The organism is Marinobacter sp. MA, from assembly GCF_048298425.1.
In the GTDB taxonomy this organism is placed as follows: Bacteria; Pseudomonadota; Gammaproteobacteria; order Pseudomonadales; family Oleiphilaceae; genus Marinobacter; species Marinobacter salsuginis.
Map to the genome: position 1 here is coordinate 3,047,380 of NZ_CP103058.1, position 22,689 is coordinate 3,070,068.

The 22,689-nt window shown below is 58.4% G+C and carries 18 protein-coding genes; 12 read left to right on the top strand and 6 right to left on the bottom strand.

Going from position 1 to position 22,689, the window contains the following annotated elements; translation table 11 throughout:
• Nucleotides 1-27: 27 nt before the first annotated feature.
• The 4 genes from NUW46_RS14060 to NUW46_RS14075 all read right to left on the bottom strand — a co-directional run bounded on the left by NUW46_RS14060 (nt 28) and on the right by NUW46_RS14075 (nt 5,043).
• Nucleotides 28-2,079, bottom strand: coding sequence for a TRAP transporter large permease subunit (locus NUW46_RS14060; protein ID WP_418140403.1), 2,052 nt, complete (start codon nt 2,077-2,079; stop codon nt 28-30).
• A gap of 15 nt (nt 2,080-2,094) precedes the next feature.
• The gene (locus NUW46_RS14065) at nt 2,095-3,105 is read right to left on the bottom strand and encodes a putative solute-binding protein (RefSeq protein WP_069182999.1); all 1,011 of its coding nucleotides are present in this window, start codon (nt 3,103-3,105) and stop codon (nt 2,095-2,097) included.
• Nucleotides 3,106-3,163: 58 nt separating this feature from the next.
• Nucleotides 3,164-4,228: a hypothetical protein gene (locus NUW46_RS14070; protein WP_418140404.1), complete on the bottom strand. Its 1,065-nt coding sequence runs from the start codon at nt 4,226-4,228 to the stop codon at nt 3,164-3,166.
• A gap of 203 nt (nt 4,229-4,431) precedes the next feature.
• Entirely contained in the window at nt 4,432-5,043 is a 612-nt protein-coding gene (locus tag NUW46_RS14075; RefSeq protein WP_418140405.1) for a TetR/AcrR family transcriptional regulator, read from the bottom strand.
• 165 nt (nt 5,044-5,208) lie between these two features.
• On the opposite strand from NUW46_RS14075, the gene NUW46_RS14080 reads away from it, so the two are divergent.
• The 8 genes from NUW46_RS14080 (at nt 5,209) to NUW46_RS14115 (ending at nt 17,124) form a co-directional block, all read left to right on the top strand.
• Nucleotides 5,209-7,002: an acyclic terpene utilization AtuA family protein gene (locus NUW46_RS14080; RefSeq protein WP_418140406.1), complete on the top strand. Its 1,794-nt coding sequence runs from the start codon at nt 5,209-5,211 to the stop codon at nt 7,000-7,002.
• A 152-nt stretch (nt 7,003-7,154) separates the two neighbouring features.
• Nucleotides 7,155-8,021 carry an SDR family oxidoreductase gene (locus tag NUW46_RS14085; RefSeq protein WP_418140407.1) on the top strand — a complete coding sequence of 289 codons (867 nt, stop codon included), beginning with the start codon at nt 7,155-7,157 and terminating at the stop codon, nt 8,019-8,021.
• Nucleotides 8,022-8,031: 10 nt separating this feature from the next.
• Nucleotides 8,032-9,648, top strand: a complete 1,617-nt coding sequence (locus NUW46_RS14090; protein ID WP_153633740.1) for an acyl-CoA carboxylase subunit beta — start codon at nt 8,032-8,034, stop codon at nt 9,646-9,648.
• A 484-nt stretch (nt 9,649-10,132) separates the two neighbouring features.
• Nucleotides 10,133-11,293 (top strand): citronellyl-CoA dehydrogenase, encoded by a 1,161-nt coding sequence (gene atuD / locus NUW46_RS14095; RefSeq protein ID WP_069182993.1) that lies wholly within the window; start codon nt 10,133-10,135, stop codon nt 11,291-11,293.
• A 160-nt stretch (nt 11,294-11,453) separates the two neighbouring features.
• Complete coding sequence (locus NUW46_RS14100) at nt 11,454-12,275, top strand: enoyl-CoA hydratase/isomerase family protein (protein ID WP_418140408.1); 822 nt, start codon at nt 11,454-11,456, stop codon at nt 12,273-12,275.
• 152 nt (nt 12,276-12,427) lie between these two features.
• Entirely contained in the window at nt 12,428-14,410 is a 1,983-nt protein-coding gene (locus NUW46_RS14105; protein ID WP_222465010.1) for an acetyl/propionyl/methylcrotonyl-CoA carboxylase subunit alpha, read from the top strand.
• Nucleotides 14,407-15,234, top strand: coding sequence for an SDR family oxidoreductase (locus tag NUW46_RS14110; RefSeq protein ID WP_418140409.1), 828 nt, complete (start codon nt 14,407-14,409; stop codon nt 15,232-15,234). The genes NUW46_RS14105 and NUW46_RS14110 overlap by 4 nt, the downstream gene beginning before the upstream one ends.
• Before the next feature lie 63 nt (nt 15,235-15,297).
• A complete protein-coding gene (locus NUW46_RS14115; RefSeq protein ID WP_418140410.1) occupies nt 15,298-17,124 on the top strand; it encodes a long-chain-acyl-CoA synthetase in 1,827 nt (608 codons plus the stop codon).
• A 347-nt stretch (nt 17,125-17,471) separates the two neighbouring features.
• Here the strand turns inward: NUW46_RS14115 and NUW46_RS14120 are convergent, their stop codons facing one another.
• The gene (locus NUW46_RS14120) at nt 17,472-18,452 is read right to left on the bottom strand and encodes an NADPH:quinone oxidoreductase family protein (protein WP_418140411.1); all 981 of its coding nucleotides are present in this window, start codon (nt 18,450-18,452) and stop codon (nt 17,472-17,474) included.
• 144 nt (nt 18,453-18,596) lie between these two features.
• Nucleotides 18,597-19,163: a BLUF domain-containing protein gene (locus NUW46_RS14125; RefSeq protein ID WP_418140412.1), complete on the bottom strand. Its 567-nt coding sequence runs from the start codon at nt 19,161-19,163 to the stop codon at nt 18,597-18,599.
• A 192-nt stretch (nt 19,164-19,355) separates the two neighbouring features.
• Between NUW46_RS14125 and NUW46_RS14130 the strand changes: the two genes are divergently transcribed.
• From NUW46_RS14130 to NUW46_RS14145, 4 genes are all read left to right on the top strand, one after another.
• Nucleotides 19,356-19,973, top strand: a complete 618-nt coding sequence (locus NUW46_RS14130; RefSeq protein ID WP_069182986.1) for a trimeric intracellular cation channel family protein — start codon at nt 19,356-19,358, stop codon at nt 19,971-19,973.
• Between the two features lie 151 nt (nt 19,974-20,124).
• A complete protein-coding gene (locus NUW46_RS14135; protein WP_418140413.1) occupies nt 20,125-21,423 on the top strand; it encodes an NCS2 family permease in 1,299 nt (432 codons plus the stop codon).
• 30 nt (nt 21,424-21,453) lie between these two features.
• Nucleotides 21,454-21,996 carry an adenine phosphoribosyltransferase gene (locus NUW46_RS14140; RefSeq protein ID WP_069182984.1) on the top strand — a complete coding sequence of 181 codons (543 nt, stop codon included), beginning with the start codon at nt 21,454-21,456 and terminating at the stop codon, nt 21,994-21,996.
• A gap of 23 nt (nt 21,997-22,019) precedes the next feature.
• The gene (locus tag NUW46_RS14145; protein WP_418140414.1) at nt 22,020-22,682 is read left to right on the top strand and encodes a fumarylacetoacetate hydrolase family protein; all 663 of its coding nucleotides are present in this window, start codon (nt 22,020-22,022) and stop codon (nt 22,680-22,682) included.
• The last annotated feature ends 7 nt before the right edge of the window (nt 22,683-22,689 follow it).

The following is a 22,689-nucleotide window of genomic DNA, read 5'->3' on the forward strand; positions in this document are numbered from 1 at the left end:
GGCGGTTCTGTTTATCTCATTGCAACGTTACAGCGCGTAGAACAGCATCGGCACGAACGCCACAAACAGCAGTGTCGGCCCCATCACGGCCAGAGGCAGCAGCAGCCGCTCATAGCGATGCCAGAAGGAACCGGTGCGCTCTGCCGCCAGCACTTCGGTCTCGCCCACCACCTGGCGGGTTAGCAGGTGGTTCAGCGCCACTGGCGGGCTCAGATAGCCGAGCTCGAATGCCACCAGGCACACAATCCAGAAGTGAAGCGGATCAATACCCAGCTGGATCGCCGGCTGGGCAATGGTGGCTGAGACCAGGATCACCGCACCGAATGGGTCCATGACCATACCAATCACCGTGAGCATCACCACAATCACCAGCATGGCGACCCAGGGACTGGTTAAATCCTCCGGAAAGAGCGAATGAACAATATCCGAGCGCTCGAGGATACCCCCCAGACAAATGGAAAACCCGATCAGCGCAAGCAGTGCTCCAATATGAACCGCTGAATCGCTGGCCGCGGCGGAGCTACGGCTCCAGAATACCTGAGAGAGGGTCTGGCCCTGCTCCTCAGTACGGCGGCCGGAATCCAGCAACACCACGGCGAGCATGACCAGCGGCAGAATCAACGGTGCGCTGTACTCGTTAAACTTCAATCCGAGAACCACCCAGATAGACACGATGACCAGGGCCGCCACTGCCACATAAGGCAGCAAAGCCCGGCTTTCAGCGAGGGCGGCGCGAAAGGCCCCCGGCGCCGGACGGGGCTTCCAGTTGCCCTGGGTCTTGCAGACAATCAGCGAAAACAGCGTCGCTGACATGATGAAAACCCAGAAGCCCCAACTGTACATTTCGGTGGTCGTGACTTCTTTATTGAGGGCTGCGACAACGACAATCAGCAGGCATGGATTGAGAACCACCCCGAGACTGCCCGACATGGCGGTCGTTGCCAGAGACAGCTGGCGCCCTGCGCCGGCGCGGCGCAGTTCGTCATAGACCACCCCACCCACGGCCAGGATGAATATACCGGATGCGCCGGTAAATGCGGTCGGAAAGGCCGTGGCGAAGATGATTACCGAAGCCAGCAGCGGTGCAGGCAGATTGAAAGGCTTAATAAGATTCAGCAGAAGTTCGGGAATCCGGGTCTGCTTGAGCATCATGCCCACCAGCACGTAAAGGCCAATGTTGATAAACATGGACGACAGGTTGGACATCATTCCGAAATAGATGGCTAGGCCCGAGGCATACCCGTCTACCAGGAAGAAGTAACTCATGGCGATCAGGCCCATGGCGCAATACAGCGGAATTACCAGGCCCGAGGAGGCGGAAAGTCCGCCGGGACGAATCCGTTCCGGGACGTTCAGAAACCGGACCGCATTGATCACCATGAACAGACCGAAGACCCCGCCCCAGGCATATTGGAGGCTCATGGTGTCTTCCGATCCGGGCGATGTCGCCAGCTTGCCCAGGTAAGCGTTCAGGGACAGCACCATCAGACCGTTAACCACAAACTGCACACACTGGCTCAACCGCCATTCGGCACGATTGCGGGGCAGGCGCAAGGCTATGTGGTCCGTGTCCAGTGCCGCAATGGCGGCGGCCATCGCGAACATTGCGATGAACAGGTACTTGGTAAGCTCAATGTTGTCCAGAAGGAAATCCGCCAGCCCCTGCTCTACCGCCTTGAAAGCGCCGAGAGCCGGCGTGGCATGGGCAAGGTTCTGCTCGTAGACATCGTATTGCTGCTGGCAGAGTTCCAGATTGCTCTGCAGCGATTTACGAATGGCTTCCGGATTGGGCGGTGAACTGAACAGGTCGTCCGGATCCGGCTTATAGTTGGCTACCCGTCGGGCCACCTCAGCATCAATGTCCATCGCCAACTGACACGATGGCTCCGTGGCATCCGGGTTGAGCAGGTAATAATTTGGCCAGGTCTGCTCACCAACCCAGAGCAGACGGGAATGGAGAGAATTGCCCATGCCCAGCAACAGGGTGAATAGCAGCAGGAGCAGCAGAACGGCCCCGTACACGCGATGTACGGGGTACAGGGTTCGTGCGGCCGGGGCGGTGATGGCTCGCCAGTTCATGATGGTTTTGCCCCGTTATTCGCGGTTGGCCGCGGTGCATTCGGCAGCAGCGGGGTTACTGGCGCAACGAATCTTGCTGAGCAGCCCCATCATCTTCGGATGATACACATCCGGGGCACCGTTCAATCCATCACGCATCTCGATCCGGTTCTCCCGAAACATTTCCTGATAACCACGGATATCTTTTTCAGGGATGCGCACCCATTTTTCTTCAGGAATCGCCGCTTCCTGGCCTTCGATCAGGCCCATGGCCTGCGGGAACATATTCCAGGCTACTTCCCGGGCTTTCTGGGCGGTTTCATCATCGAGCACGTCATCCCGGGCGACCATCTGAAGCGTCAGCTGGGCCAGCGGATAGTCCACCACACCCCCGCTCTCGCCGATGCCTTTATAAAGTTCCAGGGCCTCGTAAGCGAAGGCCGGCGCATAGGCGGTATCCACAGAACCGTTGTTAAATTTGCCGGCGAAATTGGTGATGTCGGAAGGCACCACCGTGGCCTTGACGAAGTTCACCATGTGAATGGCGTCTTTCTGGTAATCGAGAGTCGCCATCCGCTTGCCCGCCAGCTCGCCGGCGGTATCGATGCTGCGATCGTTCACAAACAGATAACCGGCACCGACCGGAATGATTCCAAGCACTTCGTAGCCATTATCCTTCATCAACGGCGCTGCTTTGGGCTGGGCCAGCGTGGCCAACAGGGTTTTCAGGTTGTCGTAGGTGGGAAGGGCTCCCACGGCACTGATGCTGCCCGTGAACTTGTTGAATGGACGAATCCGGATGTCGGTGGCGGCAACCGCATCGCACTGCCCGGCATTGAAATCGCCTATGGCTACACCCTCGTCGGTGTAAGGTTTCAGCTGGAAATCCACGCCGTGACCTTTCATCTCCAGGGCATAGTCTTTGACAAAGTTGTAGAAGTCTCCATTGGCGCCGATGACATCGAATACACACATGGAGACAGACTGCGCCGATGCCAGAGGAGCGGCAGCGACAAGAGCCATAGCAGTCAGGGATTTGCGGATCATAACGACCTCCGGGTCATTCTTGTGTTTGTCAGTTTTCAGAGGATGTCGGCCACCTGCCTTACAGCAGGTCGTCCAGATTCATGGTTTCGACGTTTTCGGTTTGCCGCTCAGGGCTCATCCTGCCGAAGTAGGATTGCGGCGTCCGATAGCCGTAGTTGGCGGTCCAGTGCTTGTCCGAAGAAAAGCGAACCACTCCGGCAGCAACTTCATCCACGAGACGGTAGTCGTCCCAGACCTCAATCGTTGCATCGGCCTCGGCGAAAGTGGCGATGGCTTCTTCAAGTTTTTCGGGCCGGCCAAAGGTTTCGGCGGCAACAGCCTGGAGCGCGTGCGGAACCCGCATGCCTTTTTCGACGCCCAGCTTCCTGCTGTGCTCCAGCACCTGCCAGGGATCCGGCGCCAGTGCCGGCCGGGTATCCGGCAGCAGCAGCCAGACCAGCGCCCGGATGGCATTGGGCATTCCGCCCCACTTTTCATTGTCCAGACAGGTAGCTGCACGCTCGGCCTGAGGCGCAATGTTCCTGGGTACGCCGGCCATAGCGCCGGAATTGGCATCGTTTACGATAGCCTGCATGCCGGTCAGCAGGCCCAGCAGGAAGGTGATTTCGTCCTGCTCGGTGAACAGGAACGGGCATTCAAGGGGTTCGGCGGCGGGATCAAACTCATAGGCTGCCATCGCTCTCTGAAAGGAGGCGTACCGGCGTTTCGCGGTCAGCGCATTCAAGCGCTTGGCGACTTCTCTGGCGTCCTTGGCCGCTGCCACATCACCCTCATAGTCTGCCCTGAGATAGGCAAGCTCAGCCTCCCAGGCTTCATACTCGGCGCAATTGCCTGCCAGGAGCATCAGCAAGGAGCCGGTGCTGTCAGGGGCGTCGGTCACCCGTGAAAAGGAATAGAGCAACGGATCAACGCCCTCACCCAACGCACAGGCCATCTGGGCATCGGACATCTGCAATACGTAAGGCGTGGCTTCGCCTTCGGAGTAATTGGAGAGTACAACGCCAGTGGTGGTGTAGATGGGATTTGCCGAGCAACCTGCGAGTGCGGCAACCGCCGCCAGCGAGAGAGTCTTGAGGCGAGCCGCGAAAAGGCGCGGTCCGAGCCTTGCCAGAGAGGAGATCATATTTCACCCTGCATCACGTTGTTTTTGTTTGCCCGATCTGAACTCGGTTTTTGTCAACGGGTGCAAGAATGCGGTGAAAACTGTCCTACAAAAATGGCTCGAATGCCGATTTTGTTATGCCGATCGGGCCAATGGCCTCCAGGGAATGGAATTGCTCTGGGTTTTATTGATTTAAAACAAAGACTTTCGAAAATGACACCGATTCAGAGAGACATCATGGCCATGACCTGATCGGTCAAACCATCCAGCGTCAGGCCTCCCCGCTCCGGCTTGTACCAGGTTACGGTCCAGCTGAGAGCACCGGTCAACATCCTTCGGACAACGAAGGGATCCGCCTTCAGAGCGCCTTCGCGTTGCAGCGATTCCAGGACATCGAGCCAGAGCTTCTCATAGATATCCCGAAGTTCCAGCACTTCCACCTGGGAGGCGGCCGATAGACTCCGCCATTCGAAGACCAATACCGCCATGGCCTCGCCGGTCTGGCCGTTGATTGACTCCAGCTCGGCACGGACAAGACCCCGCAGCTTTTCTCTGTTGGTATCTGCAGCCTCCAGCGCCGCCTGCATGAGTGCGGTGTTCAAACGGATGGTTTCAACCATCACTGCTTTGAGGATCTCTTCCTTGGTCCGGAAGTGATGGAACAGGCTGCCAGACTGAATACCGACGGCGGCGGCCAGATCGCGAACCGTGGTGCGCTCATAGCCTTTTTCCCGGAACAGGCGGGCCGCCTCTGTGAGCAGGCGGCCGCGGGCACCATTGGGATCAGACACGAGGTTCTCGGCGATCAGGGACTGGAGGATCTTGTTCTGGCTCACTGAGGCTTTCCGGTTGGCAAAAGAGGCCTTTAATTCTACCTGAAACTTGCCTATTTACAAACCAAGCGCTTGCTTGGTATTGTCAATTCCATGTTAGACAAAACCGCGATTGCCCCGGGCATCGAATCGGTAACCATAGACAGGGCTTAAACAGGGCACAGGAACATGGCTGAATCTCAAAAAACTGTTCGCATCGGATGCTCCGCCGCTTTCTGGGGCGATACCGAGACCGCCGCCGCGCAACTGGTTCATCAGGGCAACATTGACTACCTGGTGGCCGATTACCTGGCCGAAATCACCATGTCGATCATGGCCGGGCAGAAGATGAAAGATCCGTCCCAGGGCTATGCACGGGATTTCGTCCAGACGGTCATGGCTCCCCTGCTTGAGGACATCAAGAAAAAAGGCATCCGCGTACTGGCCAACGCTGGCGGCGTGAACCCGGTAGCCTGTCGCGACGCCCTTCAGGCCCTCTGCGAGAAGGCAGGCGTAGACATGAGGATCGCCCTGGTTCTGGGCGACGACCTTCAGATGAAAAAGAAAAAGCTGGCCGATATGGGCATCACCGAGATGACCTCCGGCCAGCCAATGCCTCCCATGATGGTCAGCCTGAACGCTTACCTCGGCGCGCCGGGCCTGGTTGCTGCCCTGGAACAGGGCGCCGACATTGTCATTACCGGCCGGGTTGCGGACAGCGCTCTGGTGCTGGCGCCTCTGGTCCATGAATTCGGTTGGAGCTGGCAGGATTACGACAAGCTGGCCCAGGGTAGCCTGGCCGGGCATCTGCTGGAATGCGGCGCCCAGGCTACAGGTGGCAACTTTACCGATTGGGAAGAGGTGGCCGGTGGCTACGCGAACATGGGCTTCCCGATTGCCGAAGTGAGTGCCGACGGCAGCTTTTTTATCACCAAGCCCGAGGACACCGGCGGCCTGGTGAGCCGGGGTACGGTGGCCGAACAGTTGGTCTATGAGATTGGCGACCCCAGGGCCTATCTGCTGCCGGACGTTACCTGCGATTTCACGGGCGTTGAATTGGAGGAAACGGGCAAGGACCAGGTTCAGGTTCGAGGCGCCCGGGGCCTTGCGCCCACGGACAGCTACAAGGTGTCGGGCACCTGGCCGGACGGCTTCAAGTGTACTGTCACATTCCTTCTGGCTGGTATGAACGCCAGGGCCAAAGCCCAGACCGTGGCCCAGGCCATCCTCGCCAAGACCTCTCGCATGTTCAGTGAGCGTGGTTTGCCCGATTACAGTGAAACCAGCATCGAGCTTCTGGGTACCGAAACCACTTATGGCGCTCACGGCCGGGGTGAGGATTGCCGGGAAGTCGTGGTCAAGATCAGCACGGCCCATCCCAAGAAAGAAGCGCTTGTGCTGTTTTCCCGGGAAATTGCCCAGGCGGCAACGGGCATGGCACCGGGAATTACCGGAATTGTCGGAGGGCGTCCGACCGTGTGGCCGAAAATCCGGCTGTATTCCTGCCTGGTGCCTAAAACAGAAGTCGAGGTATCCGTGGATCTGGGTGGCGAGCGGCAGGCGGTTGAAGTTGAGACCAGCGGCGGCTTCGATAGTGCCGACCTTCCGCCACAGTCGTTCACTCATGACACCAGCGCCACCGATACCACTGTTCCTCTGGTGAAACTTGCCTGGGCCCGCAGTGGCGACAAGGGCGACCACACCAACATTGGCGTGATTGCCCGCAAGCCGGAATTTTTGCCGTTCATTGAAACCGCACTGACGGAAGCGGCCGTTGCGGAATGGATGGCACATACCCTGAATCCGGAAAACGGTCGGGTCACCCGCTGGGCCATGCCCGGTTTGCAGGCCATCAATTTCCTGCTGGAGCACAGTCTTGGTGGCGGGGGTGTCGCCAGCTTGCGGATTGATCCCCAGGGGAAGGCGTTTGCGCAGCAGCTATTGGAGTTTCCGGTGCCTGTCCCTTCAAAGATCATCAACTAATGGACCATGGAGCAGGCGCTCGGGCCGTTGGCCCCTCCCGGGACACGCTGTGAATACGTCCCTGTACGCTTGATCGCAGCATCCATGCTGCTCACAGTCCCGGGAGGGGCCAACGGCCCGAACGCCCGAACATTTGGAAAGGTTTTCGAGATATGAGCTATCAGTCTGTTTTTCATCCCGACTTGTTTAAAGGCCAAGTGTTTATTGTGACCGGCGGCGGTTCTGGCATCGGCCGGTGCACCGCCCATGAACTTGCTGCCCTGGGCGCGCGGGTTGCTCTGGTGGGTCGCAAGTCCGAGAAAGTGGAATCTGTGAAAGCTGAGATCACTGAGGACGGCGGCATTGCGTCCTCCCATGTCTGCGATATCCGTGAGGAGGAATCAGTCAAAGCCACGGTGAAAGCGATCATTGCCGAACACGGCGGTCTGAACGGACTGGTAAACAATGCCGGCGGGCAGTTCCAGGCGCCCCTGACCGGGATTAACCAGAAGGGCTGGGAAACCGTCGTGCGAACCAATCTGACCGGCGGTTTTCTGATGGCTCGGGAAGCATACACTCAGGCGCTGTCGAAGACCGGGGGGGCCATCGTCAATATCGTCGCAGATATGTGGGGCGGCATGCCCGGCATGGGGCACTCCGGTGCTGCCCGGGCCGGGATGGTGAACTTTACTCAAACGGCCGCTGTTGAGTGGGGTGCATCGGGCGTTCGGGTGAATGCCGTTGCTCCGGGCTGGATTGCCTCCAGCGGCATGGACAACTACCCCGAACACATGAGGCAGTGGATTCGCAGCCTGGGCGATAACGTGCCTATCAAGCGGATGGGTACCGAATCCGAAGTCAGCTCGGCGATCTGTTTCCTTCTCAGCCCTGGCGCAGCGTTTATCAGCGGCGACTGCCTGCGGATCGATGGCGGCGCCTCCCAGGGTGGCCGGGTGTGGCCGTTGCCGAAGGCCAAGAATAACGATCCCTACAACGGCTTTCACCGGGCCGTTACCCCGAAAGTTCTGAGCGACGACTGAGGAGCCTACCATGCAGGTACTTGAATCCACCGTAAGCTCCCAGTCCGAGGATTTCCGCACCAATGCTGAGGCCATGGACGCCCACATCACCACGTTCCGGGATGTGGAACAGAAGGTGCTGGATCTGGCGGAAGCGGCCCGGGAGAAGTTCACCAAGCGGGGCAAGCTGCTTCCGAGGGACCGTATCAACCGGTTGCTGGACCGGGGAACACCCTTCCTGGAGCTCTGCTCGCTCGCCGGCTACAAGATGCACGATGACAAGGACGGGAGCATGGCCGGCGGCGGGATCATCGCTGGTATTGGTTATGTCAGTGGCATTCGTTGCCTGGTAGTAGCAAGCAACAGCGCTATCAAAGGAGGCACCATTACCCCGGCCGGCCTGGACAAGACTCTGCGGCTTCAGCAGATTGCCATGGAGAACAAACTCCCCGTAGTTTCCCTGTCCGAAAGCGGCGGCGCCAACCTGAACTACGCTACCGATATTTTCGTGCTCGGCGCCCGGGGCTTTGCCAACCAGGCGCGCATGTCCGCCGCCGGCATTCCCCAGGTTACCGTCGTCCATGGCAACGCCACCGCCGGCGGCGCCTATCAGCCGGGGCTGTCCGACTATGTGATCGTGGTGCGTGAGCAGGCCAAGATGTTCCTGGCCGGCCCCCCGCTTCTGAAAGCCGCCACCGGCGAAGTTGCCACTGACGAGGAACTCGGCGGTGCCGAAATGCACGCCACTGTGGCAGGAACCGCCGAATACCTGGCCGAAGACGACGCCGACGGCATCCGCCAGGCCAGAAATATCCTCGAGGCCTTGCCCTGGAACGAGCAACTGCCGCCGAAGCGAGAACTGAAATGGGAGGAACCACTCTACCCGGCCGAGGAACTCCTGGGCGTGATCCCGGCAGATTCTAAAAAACCCTACGACGTTCGCGAGATTCTTGCCCGAATCGCCGACGGCTCGAAGTTCATGGACTTCAAGAACGAGTTCGACGACCAGACCGTCTGCGGCACCATCCGTATCGAAGGTCACTCGGTTGGCATCATCGGCAACAACGGCCCGATCACCCCGGCCGGATCCGCCAAAGCGGCCCAGTTCATCCAGCTCTGCGACCAGGCCGGAACGCCGCTGCTGTTCCTGCATAACACAACCGGTTTCATGGTGGGCACCCACTCGGAGCAGAACGGAATCATCAAACACGGATCAAAAATGATCCAGGCCGTGGCCAATTGTCGGGTGCCAAAGGTCGCAATTGTCATCGGTGGTTCCTATGGTGCAGGTAACTACGCCATGTGCGGACGTGGTCTGGACCCACGGTTCATCTTTGCATGGCCCAACAGCCGAACAGCAGTCATGGGCCCTGCACAGGCTGGCAAGGTGATGCGTATTGTGGCCGAAGACAAGCAGCGTCGCGGCGGCATGGAGCCGGATCCGAAGACACTTGATTTTCTGGAGCAGGCGACGGCCAAAAAACTGGAGGAAGGCTCAACGGCGTTGTTCGGAACGGCCAGATTATGGGATGACGGGCTAATCGATCCGCGGGATACGCGGCGCGTTCTGGCCCTGGTTCTGGACGTTTGCCGGGAAGCCGAGGCGAGGCAGTTGCGGCCCAATACCTTTGGTGTGGCCCGCCTGTAGGCTTTTTGGGTTTGGTGGGGCCCGCCTATGGGATTGCTTGTTTTGCGGGATGAACCGGTTGGGGCACCCTGTCCAAAAACCGCTACGAGCACATCCATGTGCGCTTGGCGCCGGCCATCCTTGGCCGTCGACATTTTTGGACAGGGTGCCCCAACCGGTTCTTCGGAATTCAGAGTTAACGCTTAAAACCAGCATGCTTTTCAGCGGCAGCATGCAAAAAACAACGGTAGGTCGGATTACGCCTTCGGTTAAGCCGACCTACAAAAACAAATAGCTGCCAGCGGGCAGCAACCAGTTTGCAGACGTAAGCGGCTGTGTGGGATCGGTTTCAGAAAATGTCGGCGGCCATGGATGGCCGACGCCAAGCGCACATGGATGTGCTCGTAGCGGTTTTCTGAAACCGATCCCACACAGCCGCCACCCAAGTTAAAGAACGTGCACTAGCAAACAGAAGGCACGAACTAACAATCAGGAGAACAAGAACGTGAAATTCACAGCCGAACACGAAGCCCTTCGAAAAACCGTCCGCGATTTCGTGGAGAAGGAAATCAATCCTCATTGCGACGAATGGGAAGCCGCCGGGGAATTCCCGATTCATGAGCTTTTCAAGAAACTCGGCAACCTGGGAATTCTGGGCATTCAAAAGCCGGAAGAATATGGCGGCATGGGTTTGGATTACAGCTACAACCTGGTGGCGGCGGAAGAATTGGGCATGGCCCATTGTGGCGGCGTGCCGCTGGCCATTGGGGTTCAGACTGACATGTGTACCCCGGCGATATCCCGGTTTGGTTCCGATGAGCTGAAGCGCAGCTTCCTGGCGCCGGCCATTGCCGGTGACATGGTCGGGTGCATCGGTGTCAGTGAAGTGGGCGCAGGTTCGGATGTGGCGGGGATGAAAACCACCGCCAGAAAAGACGGTGACGACTACATCATCAACGGCTCCAAGATGTGGATCACCAACAGCCCCAAGTCCGACTTCATCTGCCTGCTGGCCAACACCTCGGACGACAAGCCCCACAAGAACAAATCCCTGATTGTGGTGCCAACAAAAACTCCGGGCATCTCCTTCAGCCCGCACCTGAATAAGCTGGGTATGCGCTCTTCAGAAACCGCACAGATTTTCTTTGACGACGTGCGCGTGCCCCAGCGCTACCGCATTGGCGCCGAGGGCACCGGTTTCATGATGCAGATGCTGCAGTTCCAGGAAGAGCGCCTTTGGGGTGCCGCCAACGTCATCAAGGCGCTGGAAAATTGCATCAACAAGACCATCGAGTACTGCCGCGAGCGCAAGACCTTTGGCCAGCCACTGATCGATAACCAGGTGATTCACTTCCGTCTGGCCGAGCTGCAAACCGAAGTTGAGGCCCTCCGTGCCCTCACCTACCAGGCCTGTGAACTGCACGTTGAAGGCAAGGATGTGACCCGCCTGGCGTCCATGGCCAAGCTCAAGGCCGGGCGTCTGGGACGTGAGGTTACGGACAGCTGCCTGCAGTACTGGGGTGGCAACGGTTACATGTGGGATAACCCGATTTCTCGCGCACACCGGGATGTAAGACTGGTGTCCATCGGCGGTGGTGCCGATGAAATCATGCTCGGGATTATCTGCAAGATGATGGGGACGCTTCCGGGCAAAAAGCGCGACTAAGTGCCTTAGGCTTCGGTGGCAGGGCTATCGGGCCGGATCAGGCGTCCCGGACACGCCGTGAATACGTCCATGTAGGCTTGATCGCAGCATCCATGCTGCTCACAGTCCCGGACGCCTGACCCGACCCGATAGCCCCCAGACAAATTTCGTGGAGTCAGTTATGGATCAGCTACCACATTGCGAAACCCTCATTCTGGAGAAACAGGGCCCCACCCTGTTCATCACCATTAACCGCCCGGACGTCCGCAACGCCATGAGCCTGGAAATGGTGGCGGAGCTCTCGGCCGTATTTACGCAAATCGAGAGCGACCTGCACATCCGCGCCGTCGTTATCCGGGGTTCTGGTGGTCATTTCTGCGCCGGCGGTGACATCAAAGACATGGCCGGTGCCCGGGGGCAGAAGGCGGCCGAAGGCGAGGCCGATCCGTTTTACCGCCTGAACCGGGCATTCGGCCAGATGATCCAGCAGGTGAACGAATCCTCGAAAGTAGTCATCGCGGTCACCGAGGGTGCCGTCATGGGCGGCGGATTCGGCCTCGCCTGCGTTTCCGACGTTGCCATTGCCGGGCCAACAGCGAAATTCGGCATGCCGGAAACCTCACTCGGCGTGATTCCCGCTCAGATTGCACCCTTTGTGGTTGAACGCATCGGCCTCACACAGGCCCGCCGGCTGGCTTTGCTTGGTTTGAGAATTGATGCAGAGGAAGCATGTCGCCTTGGAATCGTTCACCAAGCGGCCACTTCTGGTGATGAACTGGAAGAGATGATGGCGAGCGCCCTGGACCGTGTTCACCAATGTGCCCCGGTTGCCACCGCAGAAACCAAGGCGTTGTTGCATCGGGTTGGTCATGAGCCGATGAGCGGTTTGCTTGACAGCGCGGCTGAAAAGTTTGCTGAAGCCATCCGGGGCAGCGAAGGAACAGAGGGCACCATGGCTTTCATGCAAAAGCGGAAGCCAGCGTGGGCAGGCGAATTGGACTGATGCGGAGCGAGGGTGAGTGCCGTCTGGCTTCCAGAAAATGTCGGCGGCCATGGATGGCCGACGCCAAGCGCACATGGATGTGCTCGTAGCGTTTTTCTGGAAGCCAGACGGCACTCAGCCTCGCGGCCTACTCCAAAGGAGAGAATAAGAACATGTTAAAGAAACTATTAGTAGCCAACCGAGGCGAAATCGCAGTCCGGGTCATCCGAACCGCGAAATCAATGGGTTACCGCACCGTGGCCGTCTACTCCGAGGCTGACGCCAAAGCCATGCACGTGGAACTGGCTGACGAAGCCGTTTGCATTGGCCCGGCCCAGGTATCTGCTTCCTACCTGAACAGCGACGCTATCCTCGACGCTGCCCGCAAGACCGGCGCCGACTGCATCCACCCCGGCTACGGCTTCCTCTCCGAGAACGCCACCTTCGCCAACGCCTGCAAAGACGCCGGCCTGGTGTTCGTTGGCCCGCCCGCCTCGGCCATTGAGCTGATGGGCAGCAAACGGCGCTCCAAAATTGCCATGCAGGAAGCCGGCGTACCCGTCGTGCCCGGATATGAGGGCCCTGTCGAAGGTAACAATGCCAGCGACGACGAACTGATCGCCGCCGCCAAAAACATCGGCTACCCGCTGATGATCAAAGCCTCAGCCGGCGGCGGTGGCCGCGGCATGCGCCTGGTTGAAAGCGAATCCGAACTGGCCGACAACATCAAAAGGGCCCGGTCTGAATCCAAGCAGGCCTTCGGCGACGACGAATTGATCCTCGAAAAAGCCGTGATTGAGCCCCGGCACGTGGAAATCCAGGTGTTCGCCGACCGACACGGCAACGCCGTCTACCTGGGCGAACGAGACTGCTCGGTCCAGCGCCGGCACCAGAAAGTGGTCGAAGAAGCGCCCTCTCCCTTTGTCACACCCGAACTGCGACAGGCCATGGGCGAGGCCGCAGTGAAAGCGGCGCTGGCCTGTAACTACGAAGGCGCCGGCACCGTCGAGTTCCTGGTCGATAAACACCGGAACTTCTACTTCCTGGAAATGAACACCCGCCTGCAGGTGGAGCACCCGGTCACCGAGCTGATTACCGGCCAGGACCTGGTGGCCTGGCAGCTCACCGTTGCTGAAGGCCGTGAACTGCCACTCACCCAGGACGAAATACAGCTCAATGGCCACGCCATTGAAGTGCGGCTCTATGCGGAGGATCCCGCTCACGGATTCACCCCCCAGACCGGACCACTGTATGCCTTTGAACCAGCAGAGGGAGAAGGCCTTCGATACGATACGGGCGTTCGCTCCGGAGACACCATCACACCCCACTACGACCCCATGCTGGCCAAAGTCATTGCCTGGGGCCAGAACCGGGACGAAGCCCGTCGCCGCCTGATCCGGGCCCTGGAGGACACCACCGTATTCGGCGTGACCACCAACCGACATTTCCTGAGCCGGATTATCGCGGACGACACCTTCGGGGCTGGTGAGGCTACCACCGCCTTCCTGCAGCAGGCGTTCAGCGAAGATCCATCCCTGCAGCCCCAGACTCTGGATATACGCCAACTGGCGCTGGCCGCCTGCGTGCTTGACCATGGCATTGCCGGACAGAGCGCCTGGAGCAATGCACCGGCCACCATGACGCCAATCAAGCTCGAAAGTGGCGACGCCACTGTGGAGTTACTGGTGACCCGCAGCGGTAACCGGTTGACGTTCAACATGGGCGAAACCCGACACACTCTGGTGCTTGAAAGCCAGCGGGATGGCCTGTTGTGCATTATCGACAATGGTGTTCGTCAGACTTGCCAATATCACCGCCAGGGCGATTCCTTATATTTGCAGGCGTTCGGGCAATCCTGGTCGGTTCGGGATGTTACCCATCAGCCTGCGCAAGGCGCAGGTGGCGCTGGCAGTGGAAGAATCCAGGCAACCATGGATGGCGCCATTATTGATGTGTTGGTAGAGACTGGTCAGAGCGTTCGCCAGGGCGATACGCTGGTGATACTGGAAGCCATGAAAATGGAGCATCCGGTAAAAGCCGATCGAGACGGCATTGTGGGCGAGGTTCATGCCGGCAAGGGCGACCAGGTCAAACGCAGTCAGTTGTTGGTTGAAATCAGCGCCAGCGAGACAGCCGAACAGGAGAGTAACGCATGAGTACATTGCGTAACCGCACCGTTTTTATCACGGGCGCCAGCCGGGGCATCGGCAGAGCTATTGCCCTCGCCTGTGCCCGCCAGGGCGCCAATGTGGTGATTGCCGCCAAATCGGACACTCCACACCCGAAGCTGCCTGGCACCATTCACACCGTGGCCGAGGAAGTGCGCGAAGCCGGCGGCCAGGCACTGCCACTGCTTTTGGATGTGCGGGACGAAAAACAGATTCGCCAGCGCATCGACGAAGCGGGCGAACATTTTGATGGCATCGACGCCCTGGTGAACAACGCCGGTGCGATTCGACTTACCGGCGTTGAGAAACTCAAGGTCAGCCGGTACGACCTGATGCATCAGGTCAATGCCCGGGCGGTCATGGCCTGCAGCCAGGCGGCTCTGCCCTGGCTCAAAGAGTCGGACCAGGCCCACATACTGAGCCTTTCGCCGCCCTTGAACCTGAATACCCGGTGGTTCGCCCAGTATGGGCCCTACACCACTACGAAGTACGCCATGACCATGCTGAGCCTGGGCATGGCCGAGGAATTCAAGCGATATGGCATAGCGGTAAATACCCTGTGGCCGAAAACCCTGATCGCCACGGCGGCCATCGAGTTCGAAGTGGGCGGTCCGCAACTGATGGCCCAGGGCAGAAAGCCGGACATTATGGCCGATGCCGCCGTCAGCATCCTGGGCCGGTCGCCTGACAGCATGACCGGCCAGAACCTGATCGATGAAGACCTGCTGAGGCAGGACGGTATGACCGACTTCGAGCACTACCGGTACGAGCCAGGCGACAAGCCGCTAATGCCGGATCTGTTTCTGGACTGAGGCCGCGACATGCGTTGTTACAGGCTCTCAGCTCGCACAATAAAAGGGACCAACGGAAAACACATGAGCCAAGACAACGTATCCGCACTGGACATTGCCCGCAGCCTGCCCGGCGTGCTTCGGCGCCTGCCGTCAATCACGCGGGGGCTTTATTACTATTCCCTCAAGAACGAGAAGCGAGAGCTCACTCTGGGCACGCTGATCGAGAATAACGCCCGGTCCTTCGGCAATCGACCAGCCATCCTGTTCGAGGATCGAACGATCACCTGGAGCGAGCTGAATTCGTGGGCCAATCGTATCGCACGCTATCTGCAAGAACAGGGACTCACCAAAGGCGATGCCATTGCGGTATTCCTTGAAAACCGGCCGGAGCTGCTGGCCGTGGTGGCCGGCGCCGCCAAGCTCGGCGTCGCCTGCGCCATGCTCAATACCTCCCAGAAAGGCAAGGTGCTGGAACACAGCATTAACCTGATTGAGCCGAAGATGACAATTGTGGGCGAAGAGCTGGTGGAGGCCTTTGACGGTATCAAGGCAGAACTCAAGACTGACCACCCGCAGCCCTTCCAGTTTCTGGCAGACACCAATACCCTGAACGCCTTTGGCGATGCCCCGTCCGGTTACGCCAACATGGCCGAGCAGGTCAGCACCTTCAACAGCGATAGTCCGGTGGTGAACACTCCCCCGAAAATGGGGGACAACGCCATTTACCTGTTTACTTCCGGCACCACCGGACTGCCCAAGGCGGCCCCGGGCTCGCACAGGAAGTTTATCAAGGCCTACGGCGGATTCGGCCTGATGTCGCTGGCCATGGAGACAGAGGACGTTCTCTACTGCACCCTGCCCCTTTACCATGGCACCGCCCTGCTGGTGTGCTGGGGCTCAGTGCTGGCCGGCGGCTCGGCCATTGCCCTGCGCCGTAAATTCTCTGCCAGCGCCTTCTGGGACGATGTGCGCCGTTACCATGCCACCACCTTCGGTTATGTCGGCGAACTCTGTCGCTATCTGCTGAACCAGCCGCCTGGCGAGCAGGACCGCAACCACAGCCTCACCAAAATGATCGGCAACGGCCTGCGCCCATCCATCTGGAAAGAGTTCAAGGAACGCTTCGGCATAGAAACCGTGGCGGAACTCTATGCCTCAAGCGAAGGCAACATCGGCTTCAGCAACTTCTTCAACATGGACAACACTGTCGGTTTCTCCACGGCGCCTTACAAGCTGGTGAAGTTCCACGAAGGCACGCGGGACCCGGTGCGTAACGAAAAAGGCTTGATGCAGGAAGTGGCAAAAGGTGAGCCCGGCCTGTTGATCGGGGAGATCACCAAGAAATGGTCATTCGAAGGCTACACCCAGAAGGAGGCCACGGAAAAATCCATCCTCCGCAACGCATTCAAAAAAGGCGATGCCTGGTTTAACACCGGTGATGTACTGAAGGAAATCGGCTGCGGCCATCTGCAGTTCGTTGACCGCATGGGTGATACCTTCCGTTGGAAAGGCGAAAATGTCTCCACCACGGAAGTCGAGAACATCATAGACGGCTCTGGCATGGCAGAGGAAGCCATTGTCTACGGCGTCGAGATCCCCGGAACCAACGGCAAGGCCGGGATGGTGACGCTCGTGCCCCAGAGCAACGGCCGGGCCTTCGATATAAATCGCTTGTTCCGCTATCTGCAGGACAATTTGCCAGCCTATGCGGTACCGGTGTTCGTGCGCGTCACCCACGCCATAGAGAAAACCGGCACCTTCAAGTACCGCAAAGTGGACATCCAGAAGCTTGGTTATTCACTTCGGGAAAGCGAGGAGGTTTATGCCTGGTTGCCGGGGACTGACGGGTATTCCCTGCTGACTTCGGAGCTGGTTTCGGAGATTAACTCGGGCTCGGTTCGGTTTTGATGATTGGCCGTTTGTCTGGGCCCTAGCCTTTTGGGTTAGCGGAGTGGTGAGGGTGGGTGCCTCCTCCCAAAAACCGCTACAAGCACGTCCGTGTGCGCTTGTTTCGGGCCGTCCTTGGCCCTCTACATTTTTGGGAGGAGGCACCCACCCTCACCAACGGGCTATAGCGATATAGTCTCTGCAACCTGAGATATAACTGATGTCAGAAGTTGCCGGTTGGAGGCACTTCCCAAAAATGTCGGCGGCCAGGGATGGCCGACGCCAAGCGCACATGGATGTGCTCGTAGCGGTTTTTGGGAAGTGCCTCCAACCGGCAACCTCCTCAGACTCGCAGGCTACGATATAACTCAGGAGCCGACCTTGAGCACAACCTTGCCGGTGGCCTTACGACCAGTCAGAGCCCCCAGAGCCTCGGCGTAGTTCTCAAAGTCGTAGACGGCGCTGATCTTCGGATCGATCTTGCCTTCGGCATAGAGCTTCATCAGCTCCATCATGTTCTGCGCGCTCGCCTCCGGCTCGCGCTGGGTGAAGCTGCCCCAGAACACGCCAACCACGGAGCAGCCTTTCAGGAGCGTCAGATTGGCGGGGATTTTCGGTATATCACCGGCAGCAAAGCCGATGATCAGGTGGCGGCCGTTCCACCCCGTGGCGCGAAGGGCCTGTTCGGTAAAGTCACCGCCGACCGGGTCGTAGATCACGTCCACGCCCTTGCTGTGGGTGAGCTTCTTTACCGCATCTTTGAGAGGCTCTTCGGTGTAGTTTATCAGCTCGTCGGCGCCGGCCTCTTTGGCCACAGCCAGCTTCTCGGCAGAACTGGCCGCTGCGATGACCTTGGCGCCCATGGCCTTGCCCAGTTCGACCGTGGCGAGGCCAACGCCACCACTGGCGCCAAGAACGAGTAGCGTTTCGCCAGGCTGGAGGTTGCCCCGCTGCTTCAGGGCATAATAGGAAGTGCCGTAAACCATGGTGAAGGCGGCCGCCTTCTCGTCTGACATGCCATCGGGAACGGGCAGCAGGTTCTGCTCCGGCACGATGACTTCTTCTGCAAAAGCGCCATAACCGGTCAGGCCTGCGACACGGTCCCCTACCTTGAAGCGCGTGACTTTGTCACCAACTTCGATAACCTCACCAGCCATTTCACCACCGGGCGAAAACGGAAGACTTGGCTTCAACTGATATTTGTTTTCAATAATGAGGGTGTCGGGGAAATTCAGGCCGGCGGCTTTTACGCGGACTTTTACGCCTCGGCCTTTCACCTCAGGACTGGGAACATCTTCGATGACCAGCGTCTCAGCGGGTCCATATTCCTTGCAGAGGATGGCTTTCATGAACTCTCCATTTTTGTTTGATCGGGCTCCAGGCAGTGCACGCCTGTGATTGTTATCCGTCAAGCTAAACAGAGTCTTATCATGAAGCAAATAAAGTTCTTTTATCCAACCGCATAAGCAAGGCTTATTTTTACAGCAATTCCATCAGAGCATGGTCCCGCCAATCACCAGAGCCCCTACCAGCACCAGACCGGCCACGATCAGGCCCATCTTCATTCCGGACGACAACACCTGGGGGACGTCGCCGACGGATTTATTGTCGTCCCGGTTGACCAGATTCTGATCCTGGCTGGAGTTGCGTATTAGCTCGATCATTTTCTCGCACTGATCCGATGTAAAAGAGGACGGCTCGAAGGATTCCAGCCCCTCTTCATCGAGAAAGTTCCGGACATCCCGGGAGAGAGGCACATACTTCATAGACCAGTTGCTAAAGGTCCGGCTTGTGAGCGGCTCTTCGATGAGGGTCACGACATTCTTATGGCGCTCATCCTTCAGAATGCGATCGAAGGTCCTGCGCACCGCATCTTCATCTCCTTCCAGATACTGGAAAAAGCGGTCGTTGCCGTAATAAAGACCACCCACCAGTTGGTCTCTGGCGTTGTTTTTTCGGGAGGTCATCAGGATTCGCGCAACGTGTGGCTCTACACCTTTTTCCACCGGCTTGGCTTCGAACGTGGCTTCACTGGCATAGGCCAGACGCATCAAGGACATAGCAACTCCGTACAACAGGATAGACGTAAGATGAATCCAAGATACGTCTGAACGTGTCGTTATGGATCACAGTTCCGGGTGGCCACAAACCTGACAGGCCCGATCCGTAGATGAAAGGAGGCGCTTTTTCCGCTATCCTCGGCGCTCAAAACCAGGCCATCAGGCCATTCTCCGCCTCTCCCGGGTTTCGCCATGCTCGACATCATCTACGTACTTGAAATGATAGGAATCGTCGCCTTCGCGATTTCCGGCATGATCGTGGCGCGCTCCAAGAATATGGATCCTGTGGGCGTGTTTACCATCGGATTTATCACGGCGCTAGGTGGCGGTACCCTTCGGGACCTGATCATGGACAACCACCCGCTCTACTGGATCAAGCATGAGGAACAGCCCATGCTGATTCTGGCGATGGCAATTGTCTTCAGTTACTGGAAACGGGCGGAGCGGCTTCGGGAGTCCAGAATCGTCTTTCCGGATGCCATCGGACTGGGAGTTTTTTCCATTCTGGGCGCCCAACTGGCCCTCGACCTGGGACACTCGTGGTTTGTAGCCTCTCTTCTCGGCGTCATGACCGGTACGTTTGGCGGCGCACTGCGAGACACTCTGTGCAACGAAGTGCCCTACATTTTCCGCAAAGACCAGATCTACGCATCCATTTCGTTTGCCGGTTGCTGGCTGTATTTCGTCTGCCAGTGGTTCCTGGACAACGAGGCCCTGCCTCTGACCATCGGACTGCTTTTCATCGTGATCGTGCGCATGCTGGCCGTGCGGTTTGATATCCGGCTCCAGCGGGATCCACATAACAGCTAGCCCCATCGGCTGGTTGACGAACTGTCAATCATCCCTTGGCCTGAGGCGCATGAGTCGGTAATATTGCCGTTTTTTCACGCAATCCACGAATTCCACTCAAACCAGATTCCCAAATACTAACTTTCAGCATCCTGTGAGGCAGACACCCGTCATGCTTGAACGACTGTTCCAACTCCAGGCCCACGGCACCACCGTTCGTAAAGAAGTGGTTGCGGGCATTACCACCTTCCTGACCATGGCATACATCATTGTGGTCAACCCGAGCATCCTGTCGTCTACCGGCATGGATTTCGGGGCTGTCTTCGTCGCTACCTGCCTTGCAGCCGTTATCGGCACGCTGATCATGGGGTTGTGGGCCAACTACCCCATCGCCCTGGCGCCGGGTATGGGACTGAACGCTTTCTTCTCCTTTACGGTCGTTGGCAGCATGGGCTACAGCTGGCAGATGGCGCTGGGGGCGGTGTTCATATCCGGCTTCCTGTTCTTCCTGCTGAGCATTTTCAAGGTCCGTGAATGGATCATTAACAGCATCCCGATGTCCTTGCGGTTCGGCATTTCTGCCGGCATTGGTTTCTTTCTGGCCCTGATTGCGCTCAAAAACGCCGGCATTGTGGTGGATCATCCTGCAACTCTGGTTGGCCTTGGTGAAGTGAAGGTTGCCGAAAGCCTGCTGTTCTTCGGCGGCTTCGTGCTGATCTGCGCACTGTCGTTCCGTCAGGTAACCGGCGCTGTCATGATTGGTATCATCGCGGTTACCGGCGTTGCCATGGCGCTGGGGATGGTGGAATACAAAGGCTTTGTTTCCGCGCCGCCCAGCCTGGCTCCCACTTTCATGCAGCTGGATCTGGCGGGCGCCCTGAACGTGGGCATGATCAGCGTTATTTTTGCGTTCCTGTTCGTTGACCTTTTCGACACCTCCGGCACGCTCATAGGCGCTGCCCAACGTGGTGGACTGCTGGACAAGGACGGCAAGCTGCCGCGCCTGGGCCGGGCCCTGATGTCCGATTCGGTCGCCACCATGTCCGGTGCTGCCCTCGGCACCTCGACCACCACCAGCTACATCGAATCAACGGCGGGTATTTCCGCTGGCGGGCGTACCGGCCTGACCGCTGTGGTTGTTGCCGCACTGTTCCTGGCGTGTTTGCTGCTGTCGCCCATTGCCAGCATCATTCCCGCCTACGCAACCGCTCCGGCGCTACTCTACGTTGCGGTTCTGATGGCCAGCGGCCTCAAACTGGTTGACTGGGATGACGTTACCGACGCGGCTCCGGCTGTGGTCACAGCCCTGATGATGCCGCTGACGTTCTCCATCGCAAACGGCATTGCCCTCGGGTTCATTACCTACGCCATCCTGAAGGCTCTGAGCGGCCGCTGGGCGGATTTGAACGCCAGCGTTGTTATTATTGCTGTCGTCTTTGTTCTGAAATTCATTTTCCTGGATGCGGCCTGATCCGCATCCAGAGCATTAACCGGAACGTTTATGGATTATTTTTCTGAGAGCATCAAAAAGGCGATTCGTACGGTGCCGGACTGGCCAAAGCCCGGCGTAGCCTTTCGTGATATCACCACGGTACTGCAGGACAAGACTGCATTCCGGAAGCTGATTGATGCCTTCGTACACCGCTATCACGGCCACAAGATTGATGCGGTGGCAGCTGTGGACGCGCGCGGTTTCATCATCGGTTCAGCACTGGCCTACGAGCTCAACGCGTCCCTGGTACTGGTGCGAAAGAAGGGCAAGCTGCCATTCGATACCCTGGTGGAAGACTACGAGCTTGAGTACGGCACCGCCTCCGTCGAGCTGCACAAAGATGCCTTCAAGCCGGGCGATAATGTGGTACTGGTGGACGACCTGATTGCCACCGGTGGCACCATGCTGGCCGCGGCCCGGCTGATCCGCCGGATCGGCGCCGAAATTGTGGAAGTGGCCGCCATGATTGATCTCCCGGATCTCGGCGGCTCCCGCAAGCTTCAGGAAGAGGGTCTTCAGGTTTATACTGTCTGCTCGTTTGAAGGGGATTAACCGAACGTGGACAGGGGGCAGCCATGCCGGATTACCAACATCACTGGAAAGACGGAACTTCGATTCACCTGCCGTTAGGCAAAATCGTCTGTATTGGCCGCAACTACGCGGAGCATGCAAAGGAACTGAACAATCCGGTGCCCGACGAGCCCCTGCTGTTCATCAAACCCTCCACCTCGGCCGTCCATATCACCCGCCCCCTGAGAATTCCGGCAGACCAGGGGGAGGTCCACTATGAAACCGAACTGGCCGTTCTCATTGGCCGCCCTCTGACCAACGTATCCGCCAGCCAGGCCGAAGCCGCAATACTCGGGTATGGCCTGGCGCTGGACCTGACCCTCCGTGATCTGCAAACCCGGCTCAAAGAGAAAGGGCAGCCATGGGAGCGCGCCAAGGGGTTCGATGGAGCCTGTCCCCTGTCACCGTTCATCTCGGCTGACAAACTCGCCGTGGACAACATTCACTTTACCCTGGATATCGACGGGCACCGCCAGCAAACCGGTGACACCCGGGATATGCTGAATCCCATTGTGCCGTTAATTGCCCACATCAGCGGCCAGTTCACCCTGCTTCCCGGCGATGTCGTGCTTACGGGTACGCCAAAGGGCGTTGGCCCGTTGGTCTCGGGCCAGACCCTGTCACTTGAACTGGAAGACCTGCTGTTCGTGGAGACCAAAGTGGTTTAACGTGCAG

Excerpts from the sequence above, each read along its gene's own strand:
- NUW46_RS14100 (WP_418140408.1), top strand. The coding sequence starts at position 11,454 with ATGGATCAGCTACCACATTGCGAAACCCTCATTCTGGAGAAACAGGGC.
- NUW46_RS14135 (WP_418140413.1), top strand. The coding sequence starts at position 20,125 with ATGCTTGAACGACTGTTCCAACTCCAGGCCCACGGCACCACCGTTCGT.
- NUW46_RS14085 (WP_418140407.1), top strand. The coding sequence starts at position 7,155 with ATGAGCTATCAGTCTGTTTTTCATCCCGACTTGTTTAAAGGCCAAGTG.
- NUW46_RS14060 (WP_418140403.1), bottom strand. The coding sequence starts at position 2,079 with ATGAACTGGCGAGCCATCACCGCCCCGGCCGCACGAACCCTGTACCCC.
- NUW46_RS14140 (WP_069182984.1), top strand. The coding sequence starts at position 21,454 with ATGGATTATTTTTCTGAGAGCATCAAAAAGGCGATTCGTACGGTGCCG.
- NUW46_RS14065 (WP_069182999.1), bottom strand. The coding sequence starts at position 3,105 with ATGATCCGCAAATCCCTGACTGCTATGGCTCTTGTCGCTGCCGCTCCT.
- NUW46_RS14120 (WP_418140411.1), bottom strand. The coding sequence starts at position 18,452 with ATGAAAGCCATCCTCTGCAAGGAATATGGACCCGCTGAGACGCTGGTC.
- NUW46_RS14080 (WP_418140406.1), top strand. The coding sequence starts at position 5,209 with ATGGCTGAATCTCAAAAAACTGTTCGCATCGGATGCTCCGCCGCTTTC.
- NUW46_RS14105 (WP_222465010.1), top strand. The coding sequence starts at position 12,428 with ATGTTAAAGAAACTATTAGTAGCCAACCGAGGCGAAATCGCAGTCCGG.
- NUW46_RS14130 (WP_069182986.1), top strand. The coding sequence starts at position 19,356 with ATGCTCGACATCATCTACGTACTTGAAATGATAGGAATCGTCGCCTTC.
- NUW46_RS14115 (WP_418140410.1), top strand. The coding sequence starts at position 15,298 with ATGAGCCAAGACAACGTATCCGCACTGGACATTGCCCGCAGCCTGCCC.
- NUW46_RS14110 (WP_418140409.1), top strand. The coding sequence starts at position 14,407 with ATGAGTACATTGCGTAACCGCACCGTTTTTATCACGGGCGCCAGCCGG.
- NUW46_RS14125 (WP_418140412.1), bottom strand. The coding sequence starts at position 19,163 with ATGTCCTTGATGCGTCTGGCCTATGCCAGTGAAGCCACGTTCGAAGCC.
- NUW46_RS14070 (WP_418140404.1), bottom strand. The coding sequence starts at position 4,228 with ATGATCTCCTCTCTGGCAAGGCTCGGACCGCGCCTTTTCGCGGCTCGC.
- NUW46_RS14145 (WP_418140414.1), top strand. The coding sequence starts at position 22,020 with ATGCCGGATTACCAACATCACTGGAAAGACGGAACTTCGATTCACCTG.
- NUW46_RS14090 (WP_153633740.1), top strand. The coding sequence starts at position 8,032 with ATGCAGGTACTTGAATCCACCGTAAGCTCCCAGTCCGAGGATTTCCGC.